This is a genomic window from Micromonospora sp. NPDC051300 (genome assembly GCF_044455315.1).
Classification (GTDB): domain Bacteria; phylum Actinomycetota; class Actinomycetes; order Mycobacteriales; family Micromonosporaceae; genus Micromonospora; species Micromonospora robiginosa.
The window spans coordinates 34,395-49,200 of the sequence record NZ_JBITEP010000015.1 but is presented as its reverse complement, the minus strand read 5'-3'; the positions used below and the strand labels follow the sequence as shown (position 1 = coordinate 49,200).

Here is a 14,806-nt window from a genome sequence, read left to right as displayed (position 1 = left end):
CTGCTAGCGTTCGGTACGTGTCCCGGACCCGTACCGAACGCCTGGTCAACCTGGTGATCTGCCTGCTGTCCACGCGGCGTTTCCTGACCGCGGCCCAGATCGCCGCGACCGTGCCCGGCTACGAGCACGATCCGGACGACGCCAAGGACCACGAGGCGTTCCAGCGCAAGTTCGAGCGGGACAAGGCCGAGCTGCGGGAGCTGGGCGTGCCGTTGGAGACCGGGACGGCGAGCGTCTTCGACGCCGAGCCGGGCTACCGGATCGCGCACCGGGAGTACGCGCTGCCCGACATCCCGCTGGAGCCGGACGAGGCCGCCGCGGTGGGCATCGCGGCGCGGCTGTGGCAGCACGCCGGCCTGGCCGCCGCCGCGTCGTCCGGGCTGGCGAAGCTGCGCGCCGCCGGCATCGACGTGGATCCGCAGGCCACGCTGGGTCTGGAGCCGATGGTCACGGTCGACCCGGCGTTCGCGCCGCTGACCGCCGCGGCGCGCGACCGGCGGGAGGTCACCTTCGACTACCGGGTGCCGGACCGGGACGCGCCGACGCGCCGCCGGGTGCAGCCGTGGGGCGTGGTCTGCTGGCGCGGCCGGTGGTATGTGGTCGGTCACGACCTGGACCGGGCGGCGACCCGCTGCTTCCGGCTCTCCCGGGTGGTGGGCACGGTGCGGGCGACCGGCGAGCCGGGCGCCTACCAGCCGCCCGCCGGGGTGGACCTGATCAGCCACGTGGCCCGCTGGTCGGGGCCGGTGGAGCGCACCGGTCGGGCGAGCGTGCTGGTGGCGCCGGGGCGCGCCGCGGGGCTGCGCCGCTGGGCGGTGGAGAGCCACGCCGGGCCGGACGGCGACCGGCTGGTGCTGCCGTACGCCGACGCGGACTTCCTGGCCGGCCAGATCGTCGGGTACGGCCCGGAGGTGCGGGTGCTGGAGCCGCCGGAGGTGCGGGAGGCGGTCATCCAGCGGTTGAAGGAGGTCGCCGCCCGGCACGACGAGCTGGCGGTCACCGGGGGTGCCCGGTGACCCGGCCGGCGACCCGCGGCGGTCGCGCCTCGGCCGACCGGTTGGCCCGGCTGCTCAACCTGGTGCCCTACCTGCTGGCCCGACCGGGCATCGAGATCGCCGAGGCGGCGCACGACCTGGGGGTGACCGAGCGGCAGTTGCGGGAGGACCTGGAGCTGCTCTGGGTGTGCGGGCTGCCCGGCTACGGCCCGGGTGACCTGATCGACATGGCGTTCGACGGCGACCGGGTGACCATCACCTACGACGCCGGCATCGACCGGCCGCTGCGACTCACCCCGGACGAGGCGCTGGCCCTGGTGGTGGCGTTGCGGATGCTCGCCGAGACGCCGGGGGTGGCCAACCGGGAGGCGGTGGAGCGGGCCCTCGCCAAGATCGAGAGCGCGGCCGGTGACCTGGCCGGCGCGCCGGTCGAGGTGCGGCTGCCGGGCGACACCGCCCGGGTCCGGGAGTTGCGCGCCGCGGTCGAGCGGGGCCGGGCGCTGCGGATCACCTACTACACGCCGGCCCGGGACGAGACCACCGAACGCACCATCGACCCGCTGCGGATGCTGATGGTGGGCGGCCGGGCGTACGTGGAGGCGTGGTGCCGCCGGGCGGAGGCGGTCCGGCTGTTCCGCGCCGACCGGATCGACGCGGTCACCGAGCTGCCGGAGCGGGCCGTGGTGCCGCCGCAGGCCCGCCCGCACGACCTGAGCGACGGGGTGTTCCGGCCCTCGGCCGACCTGCCGCTGATCACGCTGCGGATCGGCCGGGGCGAGCGGTGGATCACCGAATACTATCCGTGCGAGCGGGTCGAGGCCGACGGCGAGCAGTGGCTGGTGTCGCTGCGGGTCACCGACCTGGGCTGGGCCCGCCGGTTCGTGCTGGGGCTGGGCCCGGAGGCGACGGTGGTGGCCCCGGCCGAGCTGGCCGAGCAGGTCCGCGCCCAGGCGGTCGCCGCGCTCGACGCGTACGCGGTCCCCACCGGCACCGCCGATCCGGCGGCGACCGGCGTCACCGGCTAGGCTGACCGCCGTGGTGATCTGGATCGTGCTCGGGGTCGTGCTGTTCGCGCTGGTCGTGCTGGCCCTCGCGGTCCGTCCGGTGGTGGCGCGGCTGCCCCGGCTGCGCCGGTCGGCGGTGGCGTTGCAGCGCCGGGCGACCGAGGCGGAGTCGTTGCGCGCGGCCGCCGAGGAGTTGCAGGCGCGGGCCGAGACGTTGCAGGAGCGGGCGGCCGTCGCGCAGCAGCGCGTCACGTTGATCAAGGCCAAGCGCGGGGAGTGATCGACGTGGGTCGTTTCCCACCCGAATGCTGCGTGACGGGTGGTTGACGGGACACTTCGGGTTGGTCGAGACTTCACCGACCGGGCCGGCACCAGCAGACCCGGCGGGGGTGGCAAGCCGCTGCGACGCACGTACGATGGGCGGCGACCCACCACACACCGACACAGAGCGACTGGAGCTTCCCATGGGTGCCCTCAAGCCGTGGCACATCGCCGTACTCGTGGTCGTGCTGATCCTGCTCTTCGGCGCGAAGCGGCTCCCCGACGCGGCCCGCTCGCTGGGCCGCTCGCTGCGGATCATCAAGGCCGAGACCAAGAGCCTGCACGACGACGACCGTGACCTGGCCGAGAAGGCCGACGCGCAGGCCGGCTACCAGCCGCTCCCGCCCCAGCAGCCGGTCCAGGGCCACCCGCAGTACGCGCCGGGCCAGCAGCAGTTCGCGCAGCCCCAGCAGCAGCAGTACGCCCCGCAGCCGCAGCAGCCGGTCGCCCCGCCGGTCGACCCGGTGCACCGCGTCCGCGAGAACTGAGCCGGAAGGGCCCCCACCACCGTGGCCTTCGGGTTGAAGAAGCGCGGGCCGAGCACGTTCGCGCGCGCGTCCGACGGCTCGATGACGCTCATCGAGCACATCCGCGAGCTGCGGAACCGCCTGTTCCGGGCGTCGCTGGCGATCCTGGTCGGCTTCGGCTTCGGCGTCTGGCTCTCCGCGCCGGTGATGCGCCTGTTGCAGAAGCCCTACTGCGACCTGCCCAAGGCACGGTTGATCAACGGCGACTGCAACTTCGTCCAGCTCGGCCCCGCCGACCTGTTCCTGTTGCAGATGAAGGTCTCCCTCTGGGTCGGCCTGATCATCGCCGCGCCGATCTGGCTCTACCAGCTCTGGGCGTTCATCGCGCCGGGCCTGCACCGGCACGAGCGGCGCTACGCCTACTTCTTCACCGCCCTGGCGGCGCCGCTGTTCGCCGGCGGGGCGGTGCTGGCCTACTTCGTCACCTCCAAGGGCCTGGAGTTCCTGCTCGACGTCTCCGGCGGCGGCGACGTGACCACCACGCTCGACATCACCCGCTACTTCGGATTCATCACGAATCTGATCCTGCTGTTCGGGGTGGCGTTCGAGTTCCCGCTGATCGTGCTGATGCTCAACTTCGTCGGCCTGGCCAGCGCCAAGCGGCTGCTGAGCTGGTGGCGGGTGGCGATCTTCGTGTTCTTCGCGTTCTCCGCGGTGGTCACGCCGACGCCGGACCCGTTCGGCATGACGGCGCTGGCGATCTGCCTCTCCGCGCTCTACTTCGGCGCGGTCGGGGTGGCGTTCCTCAACGACCGGCGGCGCGGGCGGGGCCGGGAGGTCTACGCGGGCATCGCCGACGACGAGGTGTCGCCGCTGGACCTGTCGAACGAGCCGGTGCCGACGGGCGCCCGGATCGAGGCGTCCGCTCCGGTCGAGGCCCCGGCCCCGATCACCGCTCCCGCCCCGATCGAACGCCGCTACGACGACATGACCTGACCCGCCGCCCCCGCTCCACCCGGACGCCGCCCCCGCACCCGCGAGGGCGGCGTTCCGCTTCTGCCTCGACCTCGAGGTCAGGCGGTGCGGCGGGCGGCGGTGGGGGAGACGGGCGGGAGCGCGTCCGGGTGCAGGATGGCGGCGACCGCCTCCGCGCCGTCGACCAGGCGCGGGCCGGCGCGCACGATGAGCGCGTCCGCGTCCAGCGCCCAGACCTCGGCGCCGGGGAAGTGCCCGGCCACCGTGCCCGCCTGCTCGGCGGCGCCGTCCAGGTGGAAGCCGCACGGCGCGACGAGCACCACCTCCGGGTCGGTGGCGCGCAGGTCCGCCCAGGTCGTCGGCGTGGACCGGGCCCCGGGGTGGGTGGCCACCGGCGTGCCGCCGGCGACGTCCACGAGATCCGGGATCCAGTGCCCGGCGCCGAACGGCGGGTCCACCCACTCCACGACGGCCACCCGCCGCCGCGGTCGGTCGGCCACCGCCGCGCCGATCGCCGCCAGCCGGGCCCGCAGGCCGTCCACAAGCGCCTCCGCGCGCTCCGGCACCCGGGCCGCCGCGCCCACCGCGCGGATCGTGCCCAGCACGTCGGCCAGGGTGTACGGGTCAAGCGACAGCACCTCCGCCCGGGTGCCGAGGTGGTCCAGGGCGTCGGCCACCCGGCCCGACGGCAGGGCGCACACGCGGCACAGGTCCTGGGTGAGGATCAGGTCCGGGTCCAGCCCGGCCAGCGCGCCGGCGTGCAGCGTGTAGAGGTCGGCCCCGGCCGCGACCCGCTCCCGCACGTACCCGTCGATCTCGCCGGGGCTCATGCCTCGGGTGTCCCGGCCGCCCACCACCACCGTCACGCCGGCCCGGTGCGCCGCCGGCACCTCGCACTCGAACGTCACCCCGACCAGGTCGTCGCCGAGCCCCAGGGCGTAGACGATCTCGGTGGCGGAGGGGAGCAGGGAGACCAGTCGCATGCCGCCATCATCGTCGCACCGGAGCCGGACATTCGAGCCGCCCTGGGGCCTTGCCGGGACGCCGCGCCCGCTTAGACTCTGCTGACTTCGCGAAGTCCCCACCCCCGTACCGGTCAGCGCGCTGACCTCCGTTCCGGAGCGCCCGATGAAAAGCCGTACCGCCGCCGTCCTGACCGTCCTCTGCGCCGCCACCGCGCTCACCGCCTGCGGTGACGACGAGCCCGCGCCGAAGGGCGAGCAGGTTCCGGTGACCGCCACCGACACCAGCTGCGAGGTCACCACCACGCTGTTCACCCCCGGCACGGTCACCTTCGCGGTGACCAACCGGGGGCAGCAGGCCACCGGCGTCTACGTCTACGGCCGGGAGGGCGACGGCTTCACCAAGGTCGTCGCCGAGGTGGCCGACGTGCCGGCGGGGCGCACCGGCGACCTGCGCGCCACGCTGGCCACCGGCTCCTACGAGGTGGCCTGCAAGCCCGGCCGGCAGGGCGACGGGGTGCGGACCCGGATCACCGTCTCCGACGACGGCAACGTCGCCAGCGCCGCGGCCGAGACCGCGTACGACCGGGCGGTCGCCGTCGAGCTGACCGGTGACACGCTCACCGGCGCCGACGGGTTGATCGCCGAGCCCGGTGAGAAGCTCTCGCTCAAGGTGACGAACAAGACCGCCGGGGCCCGCACGCTGTACGTGCTCAACCCCGACGGCAAGCGGATGGCCGAGTTGAAGGCCGAGCCGAACGGCACCGCCGAGACGGTGGTGACGCTTGGCGCCGCCGGCACCTGGACGCTCAAGGTGAAGGGCGACGGGGTCGCCCCGGTGAGCAAGCGCCTGGTGGTGCGCTGAGCGGGTGAGCCGCACCACCCGGGGCGGGGCGGTCGGGCGCCGGCGGCCCGGCGCGGGGCTAGTGTTCGCGCGAGCCTCCCACCAGCCGCCACCCCAGGAGCACCGATGCGCGCCACAGTCATCCACGGCCCGAACGACGTCCGCGTCGAGGAGGTGCCCGACGCCGTCGTCCGCGAGGCCGGCGACGCCGTGGTGCGGACGGTGCTGGCCTGCATCTGCGGCAGCGACCTGTGGGCCTACCGGGGGGTGGCGCAGCGTCAGCCCGGGCAGCGCATCGGGCACGAGTTCCTCGGCGTGGTCGGGGAGGTCGGCGCCGCGGTGACCTCGGTGCGCGTCGGTGACCTGGTGGTCGCGCCGTTCGTCTGGTCCGACGGCACGTGCGAGTTCTGCCGCGAGGGCCTGCACACCTCCTGCCCGAACGGCGGTTTCTGGGGCACTCCGGGCTCCGACGGCGGGCAGGGCGAGGCGGTACGCGTGCCGTACGCCGACGGCACGCTGGTGCGGCTGCCGGCCGAGGCCGCCGGCGACGACCGGCTGCTGACCGCGCTGCTGGCGCTGTCGGACGTGATGGCCACCGGGCACCACGCGGCGCTGGCGGCCCGGGTGCGGCCCGGCTCGACGGTGGCCGTGGTGGGCGACGGCGCGGTCGGGTTGTGCGGCGTGCTGGCCGCCCGCCGGCTGGGCGCGGAGCGGATCGTGGCGCTGGGCCGGCACACCGCCCGCACCGACATCGCCCGCCGCTTCGGGGCCACCGACGTGGTGGCGCAGCGCGGCGAGGAGGCGGTCGAGGCGGTCCGCGAGCTGACCGGCGGCCATGGCGCGCACGCGGTGCTGGAGGCGGTCGGCACCGAGGAGTCGATGCGTACCGCGATCTCGATCGCCCGCGACGGCGGCGCGGTCGGCTACGTCGGGGTGCCGCACGGCGGCAGCGCCGGCGTCGACATCGGGCAGATGTTCAACCGCAACGTGGCCGTCGCCGGCGGGGTCGCGCCGGCCCGGGCGTACCTGCCCGAGCTGCTGGCCGACGTGCTGGCCGGCACCATCGACCCGTCCCCGGTGTTCGACAGGTCGGTGTCGCTGGACGGGGTGCCGGACGGCTACCGGGCGATGGACGACCGCAGCGCGCTGAAGGTGCGCGTGACGTTCTGAGATCCGGTGCATCCATCGGGGACGGTCCGGGCGAAGCATGGGTCGTGACGACAGTCACGGACCCGTTCGCTCGACGAAAGGCTCCCCGATGAACATCGCTCGTCTCGCCGCCCGGCTGGCCGTGGGCGCCACCGCCGCGGCGGTCGCCACCACCGCCGTCGCCGTTCCCGCCCAGGCCGGCGCGAAGCAGCCCGGCACCCGGTCGCTGGCCGCCGTGCTCACCGCGGACAAGAGTGGCTTCGACCGCAACGCGCGGGACTTCGACGTGCTCACCAAGGCGGTCCTGACGGTGCTCCAGGCCAAGCCGGACTCGCCGGTGAAGGTGCTCACCGACGGCACGGTCGCGCTGACCGCGTTCGTGCCGAACGACTACGCGTTCCGCGAGCTGGTCCGCGACATCACCCACGCGCGGCAGCTGCCGGGCGAGAAGGCGGCGTTCGACGCGGTCGCCGGTCTCGGGGTGGACACCGTCGAGGACGTGCTGCTCTACCACGTGGTGCCCGGCGCGACGATCGACCGCAAGGCGGCGCTGAAGGCCGACGGCGCGGAGCTGTCCACCGCGCTCGGCGCCACCGTCGAGGTCGACGTGAAGCGCTGCTGGTACGGCCGGCAGGTGCGCCTGGTCGACGCGGACACCAACGACCGCGACGCGCGGGTGGTCCGCTACGACATCAACAAGGGCAACAAGCAGATCGCCCACGCGGTGGACCGGGTGCTGCGCCCGATCGACCTGCCCTGACCCGCTGCCCCCCGACGGCGCCCGGCACCCGTGCCGGGCGCCGTCGACGTGTGCGCGTCGCCCCTGGTGGGCGGCGCGCCCCGTGCCGTACGGTGCTCGCCGTGACCGCGCACGATCATGTCCCGCCCGGCCCCGTCGCCGTGCTCGCGAACCCGACCGCCGGCCGGGGACGCCACCGTGGCCTGCTGCCGGAGATCCTGGCCCGCCTCGGTCGCGCCGGCCGTCCGGTCGAGCTGCTGCGCGCGCGTACCCCGCAGGAGGCGGAGGCGGCGTGCCACGCCGCGGTGGCCGGCGGCGCCGGGGCGCTTGTCGCGGTCGGCGGCGACGGCACCGTGCACCGCGCCATGCAGGCGGTGGCCGGCACGGCCGTGCCGTTCGGTCCGGTGCCGGCGGGCACCGGCAACGACTTCGCGGTGGAGACCGGGTTCCCGGCCGACCCCCGCGCGGCCGTCGACGTGATCGGCGCGGCGCTGGCCGCCGGCCGCAGCCGCCCGGTCGACCTGGCCCGGATGTCCGGTCCGGACGGCGTCGACAGGTGGTACGGCGCGGTGCTCGCCGCCGGGTTCGACGCGATCGTCAACGAGCGGGCCAACCGGATGCGCTGGCCGCGCGGCCCCCGCCGGTACGACCTGGCGATCCTGGTGGAGCTGGCCCGGCTGCGGCCGCGCCGCTACCGGCTCACCCTCGACGGGGTGCCGCAGGAGGTGGACGCGGTGCTCGTCGCGGTCGGCAACGCGGCCAGCTACGGCGGCGGCATGCGGATCTGCCCGGACGCCGACCCGGCCGACGGGCTGCTGGACGTGGTGGTGGGTGGCCGCTTCGACAGGCGCACGCTGATGCGGGTGAAGCCGCGCATCTACCGGGGCACCCACGTGACCCACCCGCTGGTGCGCGCCTACCGGGCCCGGACCGTGGAGCTGGCCGCCGAGGGCATCACCACGTACGCCGACGGCGAGCGCGCCGCCGACCTGCCGGTGACCGTCACCGCGGTGCCGGCGGCGCTGCGGTTGCTGCGCTGACCACCGGCGGGGTCGCGGCCGACGGCGGCGCGGCGGCGCGGACCGCGCCGACGCTCGCGGCCACCACCAGCACGATGGCGAGCACCTCGACCGGGTGCAGCGCCTGGCCGAGCACCGACCAGCCGGCCAGCGCGGCGATCGCCGGCCCGAGGCTCATCAGCACCGCGAAGGTCGCGGTGGGCAGCCGCCGCAGGGCCGCCAGCTCCAGGCTGTAGGGCAGCACGGAGGCGAGCAGCGCCAGCGCGGCGCCGAGCCCCAGCACCGCCGGGTCGGCGAGCCGGCCGCCGGCGTCGAGCAGCCCGACCGGCAGGGTGACCAGCGCGGCCACCGCCAGGGCCAGGGCCAGCCCGTCGGCCCGGGGGAACCGCGCGCCGACCCGGGCCGAGCAGACGATGTACGCCGCCCACATGGCGCCCGCCAGCAGGGCGAGGGCGGCGCCGAGCGGATCGAGCCGGTCGAACCCGCCCTGCCCGAGCAGGGCCACCCCGGCCAGCGCCAGCCCGGCCCAGCACCAGGCCGCCGCCCGGCGCGCGCCGACCACCGACAGCGCCAGCGGGCCGAGCACCTCCAGCGTGACGGCCGGGCCGAGCGGGATCCGCTCGATCGCCTGATAGAAGATCGAGTTCATGCCGGCCAGGGCCAGCCCGAACGCCACCACGGCGGTCCAGTCGGCCCGCCCGTGCCCGCGCACCCGGGGTCGGCACACCACGAGCATCAGCAGCGCGCCGAGGGTCAGCCGCAGGGTGACCGCCCCGGCCACCCCGGTGCGCGGGAACAGCAGCGCGGCCAGCGCGGAACCGAACTGCACCGACAGCGCCCCGCCGAGCACCAGCGCGACCCCGCCGAGCCGGCCCGGCGCGGGCGGCGGAAAGGGGCGGTCTGCGCTCACGCCCCTGACCTTAACCGGGGGTCGGGTCAGCCGACGCCGGCCAGGTCGAGCACCGCGCCCAGCCCGTTCGGCCGGCCCGGGTCGGCGGCCGGCAGCACCAGCACGCCGCAGCCGGCCGCCACCGCGCCGGCGTCGGCCGGGGTGTCGCCCACCATCAGGGTGTGCTCCGGGTCGACGCCGAGCATCCCGCAGGCGCGCAGGAAGATGCCCGGGTCCGGCTTGCAGCGCCCCACCTCGTACGACAGCGCGTACGCGTCGACCAGCCCGTCGAGTCCCCAGGCGGCGAGGAGCGGGCGCAGGTCGAAGCCGATGTTGCTGACCACCGCCACCTTGACCCCGCGGGTGCGCAGCGCGCCGAGCACCGGGGCGGCGTCCGGGTAGGGCAGCCAGCCCTCGGGGACGAGCACCCGCTCGTAGAGCGCGTCGGCGAACCCGTCGATGCCGGCGTCGACGGTCTCGGCCAGCGCGGTGTAGGCGCCCCGGTGGGCGTGCGGGTAGAGGTCGCGGTCGGCCCACAGCTCGGCCAGCCGGGGCGGGACCCGCGCCGGCACCGGTCCGCCCGCCCGGCCGGCGGTGAGCAGGCGGTCGGCGAGCGAGGTGGCCCGGATCCGGTCCAGCTCGACCCCGCAGGCGGACGCGGCGGCGAGCACCCAGGCCAGTGGCGCCTCCACCTGCGCGAGGGTGCCGTGGAAGTCGAAGAGCACCGCCTCCACGGGCCGGCGGGAGGGGCTCGGGCGGACGGCGTCGTCGGCGCCGCTCGAGGCGTGGGGCAGTTCGGTACGGTCCGGCACGTCGTGCACCCTACCGACCGCTCCGACCGCCCTGCCGGATGGCCTTGACCGGTGGTCGTCGGCGGTACCGATTAATCTTGGATGCATGTCGAGCCCCGCCGAGCGGTACGCCGCGGCGCGCCGCCGGGCCGCGCAGGCCTCCGCCTTCCCGGCCCTGGACGAATTCTCCCGCGATCTCGGGTTCGACCTCGACGACTTCCAGCGCGAGGCGTGCGAGGCCCTGGAACGGGGCAGCGGGGTGCTGGTCTGCGCGCCGACCGGCGCCGGCAAGACCGTGGTGGGCGAGTTCGCGGTGCACCTGGCGCTGCGCGAGGCGCCCGGCGGCGACGGGCCGGCCGTGCGGCGCAAGTGCTTCTACACCACTCCGATCAAGGCGCTGTCCAACCAGAAGTACCACGACCTGGTCGACCGCTACGGCGCCGAGCAGGTCGGCCTGCTCACCGGCGACAACGCCATCAACGGCGACGCGCCGGTGGTGGTGATGACCACCGAGGTGCTGCGCAACATGCTCTACGCCGGCTCGGCCACCCTGGAGGGCCTGGCCTACGTGGTGATGGACGAGGTCCACTACCTGGCCGACCGGTTCCGCGGCGGGGTCTGGGAAGAGGTGATCATCCACCTGCCGGAGTCGGTCACCCTGGTCTCGCTGTCGGCCACCGTCTCCAACGCCGAGGAGTTCGCCGACTGGCTGGTCACCGTGCGCGGTGAGACCACCGTGGTGGTCTCCGAGCACCGGCCGGTGCCGCTCTGGCAGCACATGCTGGTCGGCAAGCGGATGTTCGACCTGTTCCACGACGCCGACGCGGCCCGCAAGCACGACGTGCATCCCGAGCTGCTGCGCTACACCCGGGACACGGTGCGCCGGCTGGAACTGGGCGAGGGGCGCAGCTCCGGCCCCGGCGGCGGGCGGCGCGGCCCCCGCTGGCGCGGCCCGATGCGCCCGGACATCGTCGACCGGCTCGACCGGGAGGGGCTGCTCCCGGCGATCCTGTTCATCTTCAGCCGGGCCGGCTGCCAGGCCGCCGTCCAGCAGTGCCTGGCCGCCGGGCTGCGCCTGACCTCGGCGGAGGAGCGCGCCGAGATCCGGTCGGTGGTCGAGTCGAGGATCACCGCGATCCCCGGCGAGGACCTGACCGTGCTGGGCTACTGGGAGTGGCTCGACGGCCTGGAGCGCGGGCTCGCCGCCCACCACGCCGGCATGCTGCCGGCGTTTAAGGAGGTCGTCGAGGAGCTGTTCGTCCGCGGCCTGGTCAAGGCGGTGTTCGCCACCGAGACGCTGGCCCTGGGCATCAACATGCCGGCCCGCTGCGTGGTCCTGGAGCGGCTGGTCAAGTTCAACGGCGAGGCCCACGTCGACCTGACCCCGGGCGAATACACCCAGCTCACCGGTCGGGCCGGCCGGCGGGGCATCGACGTCGAGGGCCACGCGGTGGTGGTCTGGTCGCCGGAGACCGACCCCCGGCATGTCGCCGGCCTCGCCTCCACCCGCACCTATCCGCTGCGCTCCAGCTTCCGGCCGTCCTACAACATGGCGGTCAACCTCGTCGGCAGCGTCGGCGCGGAGCCGGCCCGGGCGCTGCTGGAGTCCTCCTTCGCGCAGTTCCAGGCCGACCGGTCGGTGGTCGGCCTGGCCCGGCAGGTGCAGCGCAACACCGAGACGATCGAGGCGTACGGCGCGGAGGCCGCCTGCCACCAGGGCGACTTCGACGAGTACTTCGCGCTGCGGGTGGCGATCGCCGACCGGGAGCGGGCCATCGCCCGGCAGGGGCAGACCCAGCGCAAGGCGGCGGCCGTGGAGTCGCTGGAGCGGCTGCGGGTCGGCGACGTGATCCGGGTGCCGTCGGGGCGGCGGGCCGGCCTGGCCGTGGTGCTCGACCCGGCCACCGGCGGGTTCGGCGAGCCCCGCCCGCTGGTGCTCACCCAGGACCGGTGGGCCGGACGGGTCAGCCCGGGCGACTTCACCACCCCGGCCGAGGTGCTCACCCGCATCCGGGTGCCGAAGCACTTCAACCACCGCTCGCCGGCGGCCCGGCGTGACCTGGCCGCCGCGGTCAGCGGCACCGGCCTGGACCGGCACGGCGGCCGGCGGGGCGGGCGTTCCCGCCAGGCGGTGGGGGAGGACCACCGGCTCAGCCAGCTCCGGGTCGAGTTGCGCGCGCACCCCTGCCACGCCTGCCCGGACCGGGAGGAGCACGCCCGGTGGGCGGAGCGGAGCCGCCGGCTGGAACGCGACACCGAGGAACTGCGCCAACGGGTCAGCGGGCGGACCGGCTCGCTGGCGCGTACCTTCGACCGGATCGTCGCGTTGTTGACCGCGCGCGGCTACCTCGCGCCGGACGGCGAGGTCACCGACGCGGGCCGGATGCTGGCCCGGATCTGGACCGAGGCCGACCTGCTGGTCGCCGAGTGCCTGCGCCGCCGGGTGTGGGACGGGCTCTCCCCGGCCGAACTGGCCGCAGCCGTGTCGGTGGTGGTCTTCGAGGCGCGGCGCGACCTCGACGAGCGCGCGTCGCTGCCGCGCGGCGCGGTCGGTGACGCGGTCGACGAGACGCTCAAGCTGTGGGGCGACATCGAGGCGGACGAGGCGGCGCGTGGCCTGACGGTGACCCGCGAGCCGGATCTCGGCTTCGCCTGGCCGATCTACCGCTGGGCGCGCGGCGAGGCGCTGGCCAAGGTGCTCGCCAGCGGCCACCAGATCGACGGCGAGATGCCGGCCGGCGACTTCGTCCGGTGGGCGCGGCAGGTGGTCGACCTGCTGGGCCAGATCGCCGACTCCGGCGGCGCCTCGACCGAGCTGCGGTCCACCGCCCGGCAGGCGATCTCGGCCGTGAACCGGGGCGTACTGGCCTACCACGCCTCGGCCTGACGATCACTTTCGGTCACCTCGGACCGGAAACCGACGCATCGCTGCGTCATCACGACACCACCCCCCGAAACCTCGGGGGGTGGTGTCGTGCCTGCTCAGACCCTGCCGGATCATTGCCCGTGCGCGTCGGTTACGCGTTGGTAGCGAATCGGGGGAAGGTCACCGTGGGCGAGATCAACCACTTCGAGTACGGGTGGATCACACCCGCGCTCAGTTACGCGCTGTCCGTGCTGGGCTCGGCGCTCGGCCTGGTCTGCGCCGGCCGGATCCGGACCGCCACCGGCGCCGGCCAGCGGGCCTGGTGGGGTCTGCTCGCGGCGTGGGCGCTGGGCGGCACCGCCATCTGGGCGATGCACTTCATGGCCATGCTCGGCTTCGCCGTCAGCGGCACCCGCATCCGCTACGACGTGCCCCTCACCGCGGCCAGCACGGTCATCGCGGTCGGTGCCGTCGGCGTCGGCCTGGCCATCGTGGGCACCGGCCGGCTCGGCGCGGTCCGGCTGCTCGCCGGCGGCTTCTTCACCGGCGCCGGCGTGGCCGCCATGCACTACACCGGCATGGCGGCGATGCGGCTGGACGGTTCGCTCGGCTACGACCCGCTGCGGGTGGCGCTCTCCGTCGTCATCGCGCTGGTCGCCGCCACGGTGGCGCTCTGGCTGGCGATGACCGTCCGGCGCGGGCTGGCGATCATCGCCTCCGCGCTGGTCATGGGCGTCGCCGTGAACGGCATGCACTTCACCGGCATGAGCGCGCTGTCGGTGCACCTGCACGAGACCCGCGGCGGGGCCAGCGGCACCGAGGTCAGCGGACTGCTGGTGCCGATCGTGCTGGCCGTGGTGTTCGGCGTGGTCGGCCTGGTCTACGCGCTGCTCGCCGCGCCCTCCGACGACGACCGGGCCGGGGCCGCCTACGTGGCCGCCCGACTCGACGGCGCGGCCCCGCCGGCCGAGGCCGAGCCGGCGCCGGACCCGGTGGGCCTGCGCGCCCGTTCCGTGCCGGAGCAGCCCGCGCCGGACCCGGTCGGCCTGCGCGCCCGCTCGACGCTGGCCCAGCCCGGCGCCCAGTTCCCGTCCCGCCGCAAGACCGACCCCCGCCGCTGATCCGCCCCGGTCCGGATGAATCCTGGGCCTGCCGGCTACCCGGATCGGTGGCCTCCGACGGCTGGTGGGCAGGTCAGCGGCTGAGCGTGATCCAGTAGCGGCGCACCCGGACGTGCCCGGTGTCGAGGATTCCCTGGGACACACCGCCCTGGCTCTCGATGGTGCGCGCCGAGGCGACGTTGTCCTCCAGGCAGGGAATGAGCACCCGGTGCAGGCCCAGCACGGTGCGGGCCTCGCGGAGCATCTCGCCCAGGGCCCAGCTCGCCAGGCCGCGGCGGCGCGCGGAGGGACGTACGCCGTAGCCGATCTGGCCCAGGTCGTCGTCCTGCCAGTGCCGCATCGCGATGCCCCCGAGCACCTGCCCGTCCTCGACGATCCACCGGCAGGAGGCGTGCCGCTCGTCGGGGCATGGCGCCCCGGCCCCGTGGTCGAGTCGGACACACCGCCGCACCCAGTCGGCGAAGCCGTCGGGCGAGTCTAGGTCGTCCTCGGGGCCGATGCCGAAGCCGTCCTCGTGCAGACCGGGTCCCCAGTCTTCGCGGCAGTCCTGGAAGGCGGCATACAGGCTGGTGGTGGGCGATATCAGAGTTGGCATGCGAGCCACCGTAGCCACGGTCCGAGCCTCCGGCGATCCCCTCGAAATCTACTGTGGATCATGCCGACA

General features: G+C 75.0%; 15 protein-coding genes. 11 read left to right on the top strand and 4 right to left on the bottom strand.

The window, feature by feature from the left end:
* Nucleotides 1-17: 17 nt before the first annotated feature.
* The 5 genes from ACIA5A_RS18170 to tatC all read left to right on the top strand — a co-directional run bounded on the left by ACIA5A_RS18170 (nt 18) and on the right by tatC (nt 3,783).
* Complete coding sequence (locus ACIA5A_RS18170; RefSeq protein ID WP_396763218.1) at nt 18-1,016, top strand: helix-turn-helix transcriptional regulator; 999 nt, start codon at nt 18-20, stop codon at nt 1,014-1,016.
* Entirely contained in the window at nt 1,013-2,020 is a 1,008-nt protein-coding gene (locus tag ACIA5A_RS18165; RefSeq protein ID WP_396763216.1) for a helix-turn-helix transcriptional regulator, read from the top strand. Before ACIA5A_RS18170 ends, ACIA5A_RS18165 begins: the two co-directional genes overlap by 4 nt.
* A 10-nt stretch (nt 2,021-2,030) precedes the next feature.
* Complete coding sequence (locus ACIA5A_RS18160) at nt 2,031-2,279, top strand: hypothetical protein (protein ID WP_396763213.1); 249 nt, start codon at nt 2,031-2,033, stop codon at nt 2,277-2,279.
* A gap of 184 nt (nt 2,280-2,463) precedes the next feature.
* A complete protein-coding gene (tatA, locus tag ACIA5A_RS18155) occupies nt 2,464-2,808 on the top strand; it encodes a Sec-independent protein translocase subunit TatA (RefSeq protein ID WP_396763211.1) in 345 nt (114 codons plus the stop codon).
* Nucleotides 2,809-2,829: 21 nt separating this feature from the next.
* A complete protein-coding gene (gene tatC, locus ACIA5A_RS18150; protein ID WP_396763208.1) occupies nt 2,830-3,783 on the top strand; it encodes a twin-arginine translocase subunit TatC in 954 nt (317 codons plus the stop codon).
* A gap of 77 nt (nt 3,784-3,860) precedes the next feature.
* Here tatC and ACIA5A_RS18145 read toward each other — a convergent pair whose 3' ends face one another.
* Nucleotides 3,861-4,745 carry an ABC transporter substrate-binding protein gene (locus ACIA5A_RS18145; RefSeq protein ID WP_396763205.1) on the bottom strand — a complete coding sequence of 295 codons (885 nt, stop codon included), beginning with the start codon at nt 4,743-4,745 and terminating at the stop codon, nt 3,861-3,863.
* A gap of 145 nt (nt 4,746-4,890) precedes the next feature.
* Here ACIA5A_RS18145 and ACIA5A_RS18140 point away from each other — a divergent pair, with 145 nt between their 5' ends.
* The 4 genes from ACIA5A_RS18140 to ACIA5A_RS18125 all read left to right on the top strand — a co-directional run bounded on the left by ACIA5A_RS18140 (nt 4,891) and on the right by ACIA5A_RS18125 (nt 8,496).
* Entirely contained in the window at nt 4,891-5,589 is a 699-nt protein-coding gene (locus ACIA5A_RS18140) for a hypothetical protein (protein WP_181568159.1), read from the top strand.
* A gap of 105 nt (nt 5,590-5,694) precedes the next feature.
* Nucleotides 5,695-6,738 (top strand): zinc-dependent alcohol dehydrogenase family protein, encoded by a 1,044-nt coding sequence (locus tag ACIA5A_RS18135; RefSeq protein ID WP_396763202.1) that lies wholly within the window; start codon nt 5,695-5,697, stop codon nt 6,736-6,738.
* Nucleotides 6,739-6,826: 88 nt separating this feature from the next.
* Nucleotides 6,827-7,477, top strand: a complete 651-nt coding sequence (locus ACIA5A_RS18130; protein WP_396763199.1) for a fasciclin domain-containing protein — start codon at nt 6,827-6,829, stop codon at nt 7,475-7,477.
* A 92-nt stretch (nt 7,478-7,569) separates the two neighbouring features.
* The gene (locus tag ACIA5A_RS18125; RefSeq protein WP_396763197.1) at nt 7,570-8,496 is read left to right on the top strand and encodes a diacylglycerol kinase; all 927 of its coding nucleotides are present in this window, start codon (nt 7,570-7,572) and stop codon (nt 8,494-8,496) included.
* Here ACIA5A_RS18125 and ACIA5A_RS18120 read toward each other — a convergent pair.
* Nucleotides 8,459-9,385, bottom strand: coding sequence for an EamA family transporter (locus ACIA5A_RS18120; RefSeq protein ID WP_396763194.1), 927 nt, complete (start codon nt 9,383-9,385; stop codon nt 8,459-8,461). The genes ACIA5A_RS18125 and ACIA5A_RS18120 overlap by 38 nt on opposite strands.
* Nucleotides 9,386-9,411: 26 nt before the next feature.
* Nucleotides 9,412-10,176: an HAD family hydrolase gene (locus tag ACIA5A_RS18115; RefSeq protein ID WP_396763192.1), complete on the bottom strand. Its 765-nt coding sequence runs from the start codon at nt 10,174-10,176 to the stop codon at nt 9,412-9,414.
* 85 nt (nt 10,177-10,261) lie between these two features.
* Between ACIA5A_RS18115 and ACIA5A_RS18110 the strand changes: the two genes are divergently transcribed.
* Both ACIA5A_RS18110 and ACIA5A_RS18105 read left to right on the top strand, forming a co-directional pair.
* Nucleotides 10,262-13,042, top strand: coding sequence for a DEAD/DEAH box helicase (locus tag ACIA5A_RS18110; RefSeq protein ID WP_396763189.1), 2,781 nt, complete (start codon nt 10,262-10,264; stop codon nt 13,040-13,042).
* 164 nt (nt 13,043-13,206) lie between these two features.
* Nucleotides 13,207-14,142, top strand: a complete 936-nt coding sequence (locus ACIA5A_RS18105; protein WP_396763186.1) for an MHYT domain-containing protein — start codon at nt 13,207-13,209, stop codon at nt 14,140-14,142.
* Between the two features lie 73 nt (nt 14,143-14,215).
* Here ACIA5A_RS18105 and ACIA5A_RS18100 read toward each other — a convergent pair whose 3' ends face one another.
* Nucleotides 14,216-14,737 carry a GNAT family N-acetyltransferase gene (locus tag ACIA5A_RS18100; protein ID WP_396763183.1) on the bottom strand — a complete coding sequence of 174 codons (522 nt, stop codon included), beginning with the start codon at nt 14,735-14,737 and terminating at the stop codon, nt 14,216-14,218.
* Nucleotides 14,738-14,806: the final 69 nt, after the last annotated feature.

Coding starts and splice junctions, on each gene's coding strand:
- ACIA5A_RS18135 (WP_396763202.1), top strand. CDS start 5,695: ATGCGCGCCACAGTCATCCACGGCCCGAACGACGTCCGCGTCGAGGAG.
- tatA (WP_396763211.1), top strand. CDS start 2,464: ATGGGTGCCCTCAAGCCGTGGCACATCGCCGTACTCGTGGTCGTGCTG.
- ACIA5A_RS18100 (WP_396763183.1), bottom strand. CDS start 14,737: ATGCCAACTCTGATATCGCCCACCACCAGCCTGTATGCCGCCTTCCAG.
- ACIA5A_RS18130 (WP_396763199.1), top strand. CDS start 6,827: ATGAACATCGCTCGTCTCGCCGCCCGGCTGGCCGTGGGCGCCACCGCC.
- ACIA5A_RS18110 (WP_396763189.1), top strand. CDS start 10,262: ATGTCGAGCCCCGCCGAGCGGTACGCCGCGGCGCGCCGCCGGGCCGCG.
- ACIA5A_RS18145 (WP_396763205.1), bottom strand. CDS start 4,745: ATGCGACTGGTCTCCCTGCTCCCCTCCGCCACCGAGATCGTCTACGCC.
- ACIA5A_RS18140 (WP_181568159.1), top strand. CDS start 4,891: ATGAAAAGCCGTACCGCCGCCGTCCTGACCGTCCTCTGCGCCGCCACC.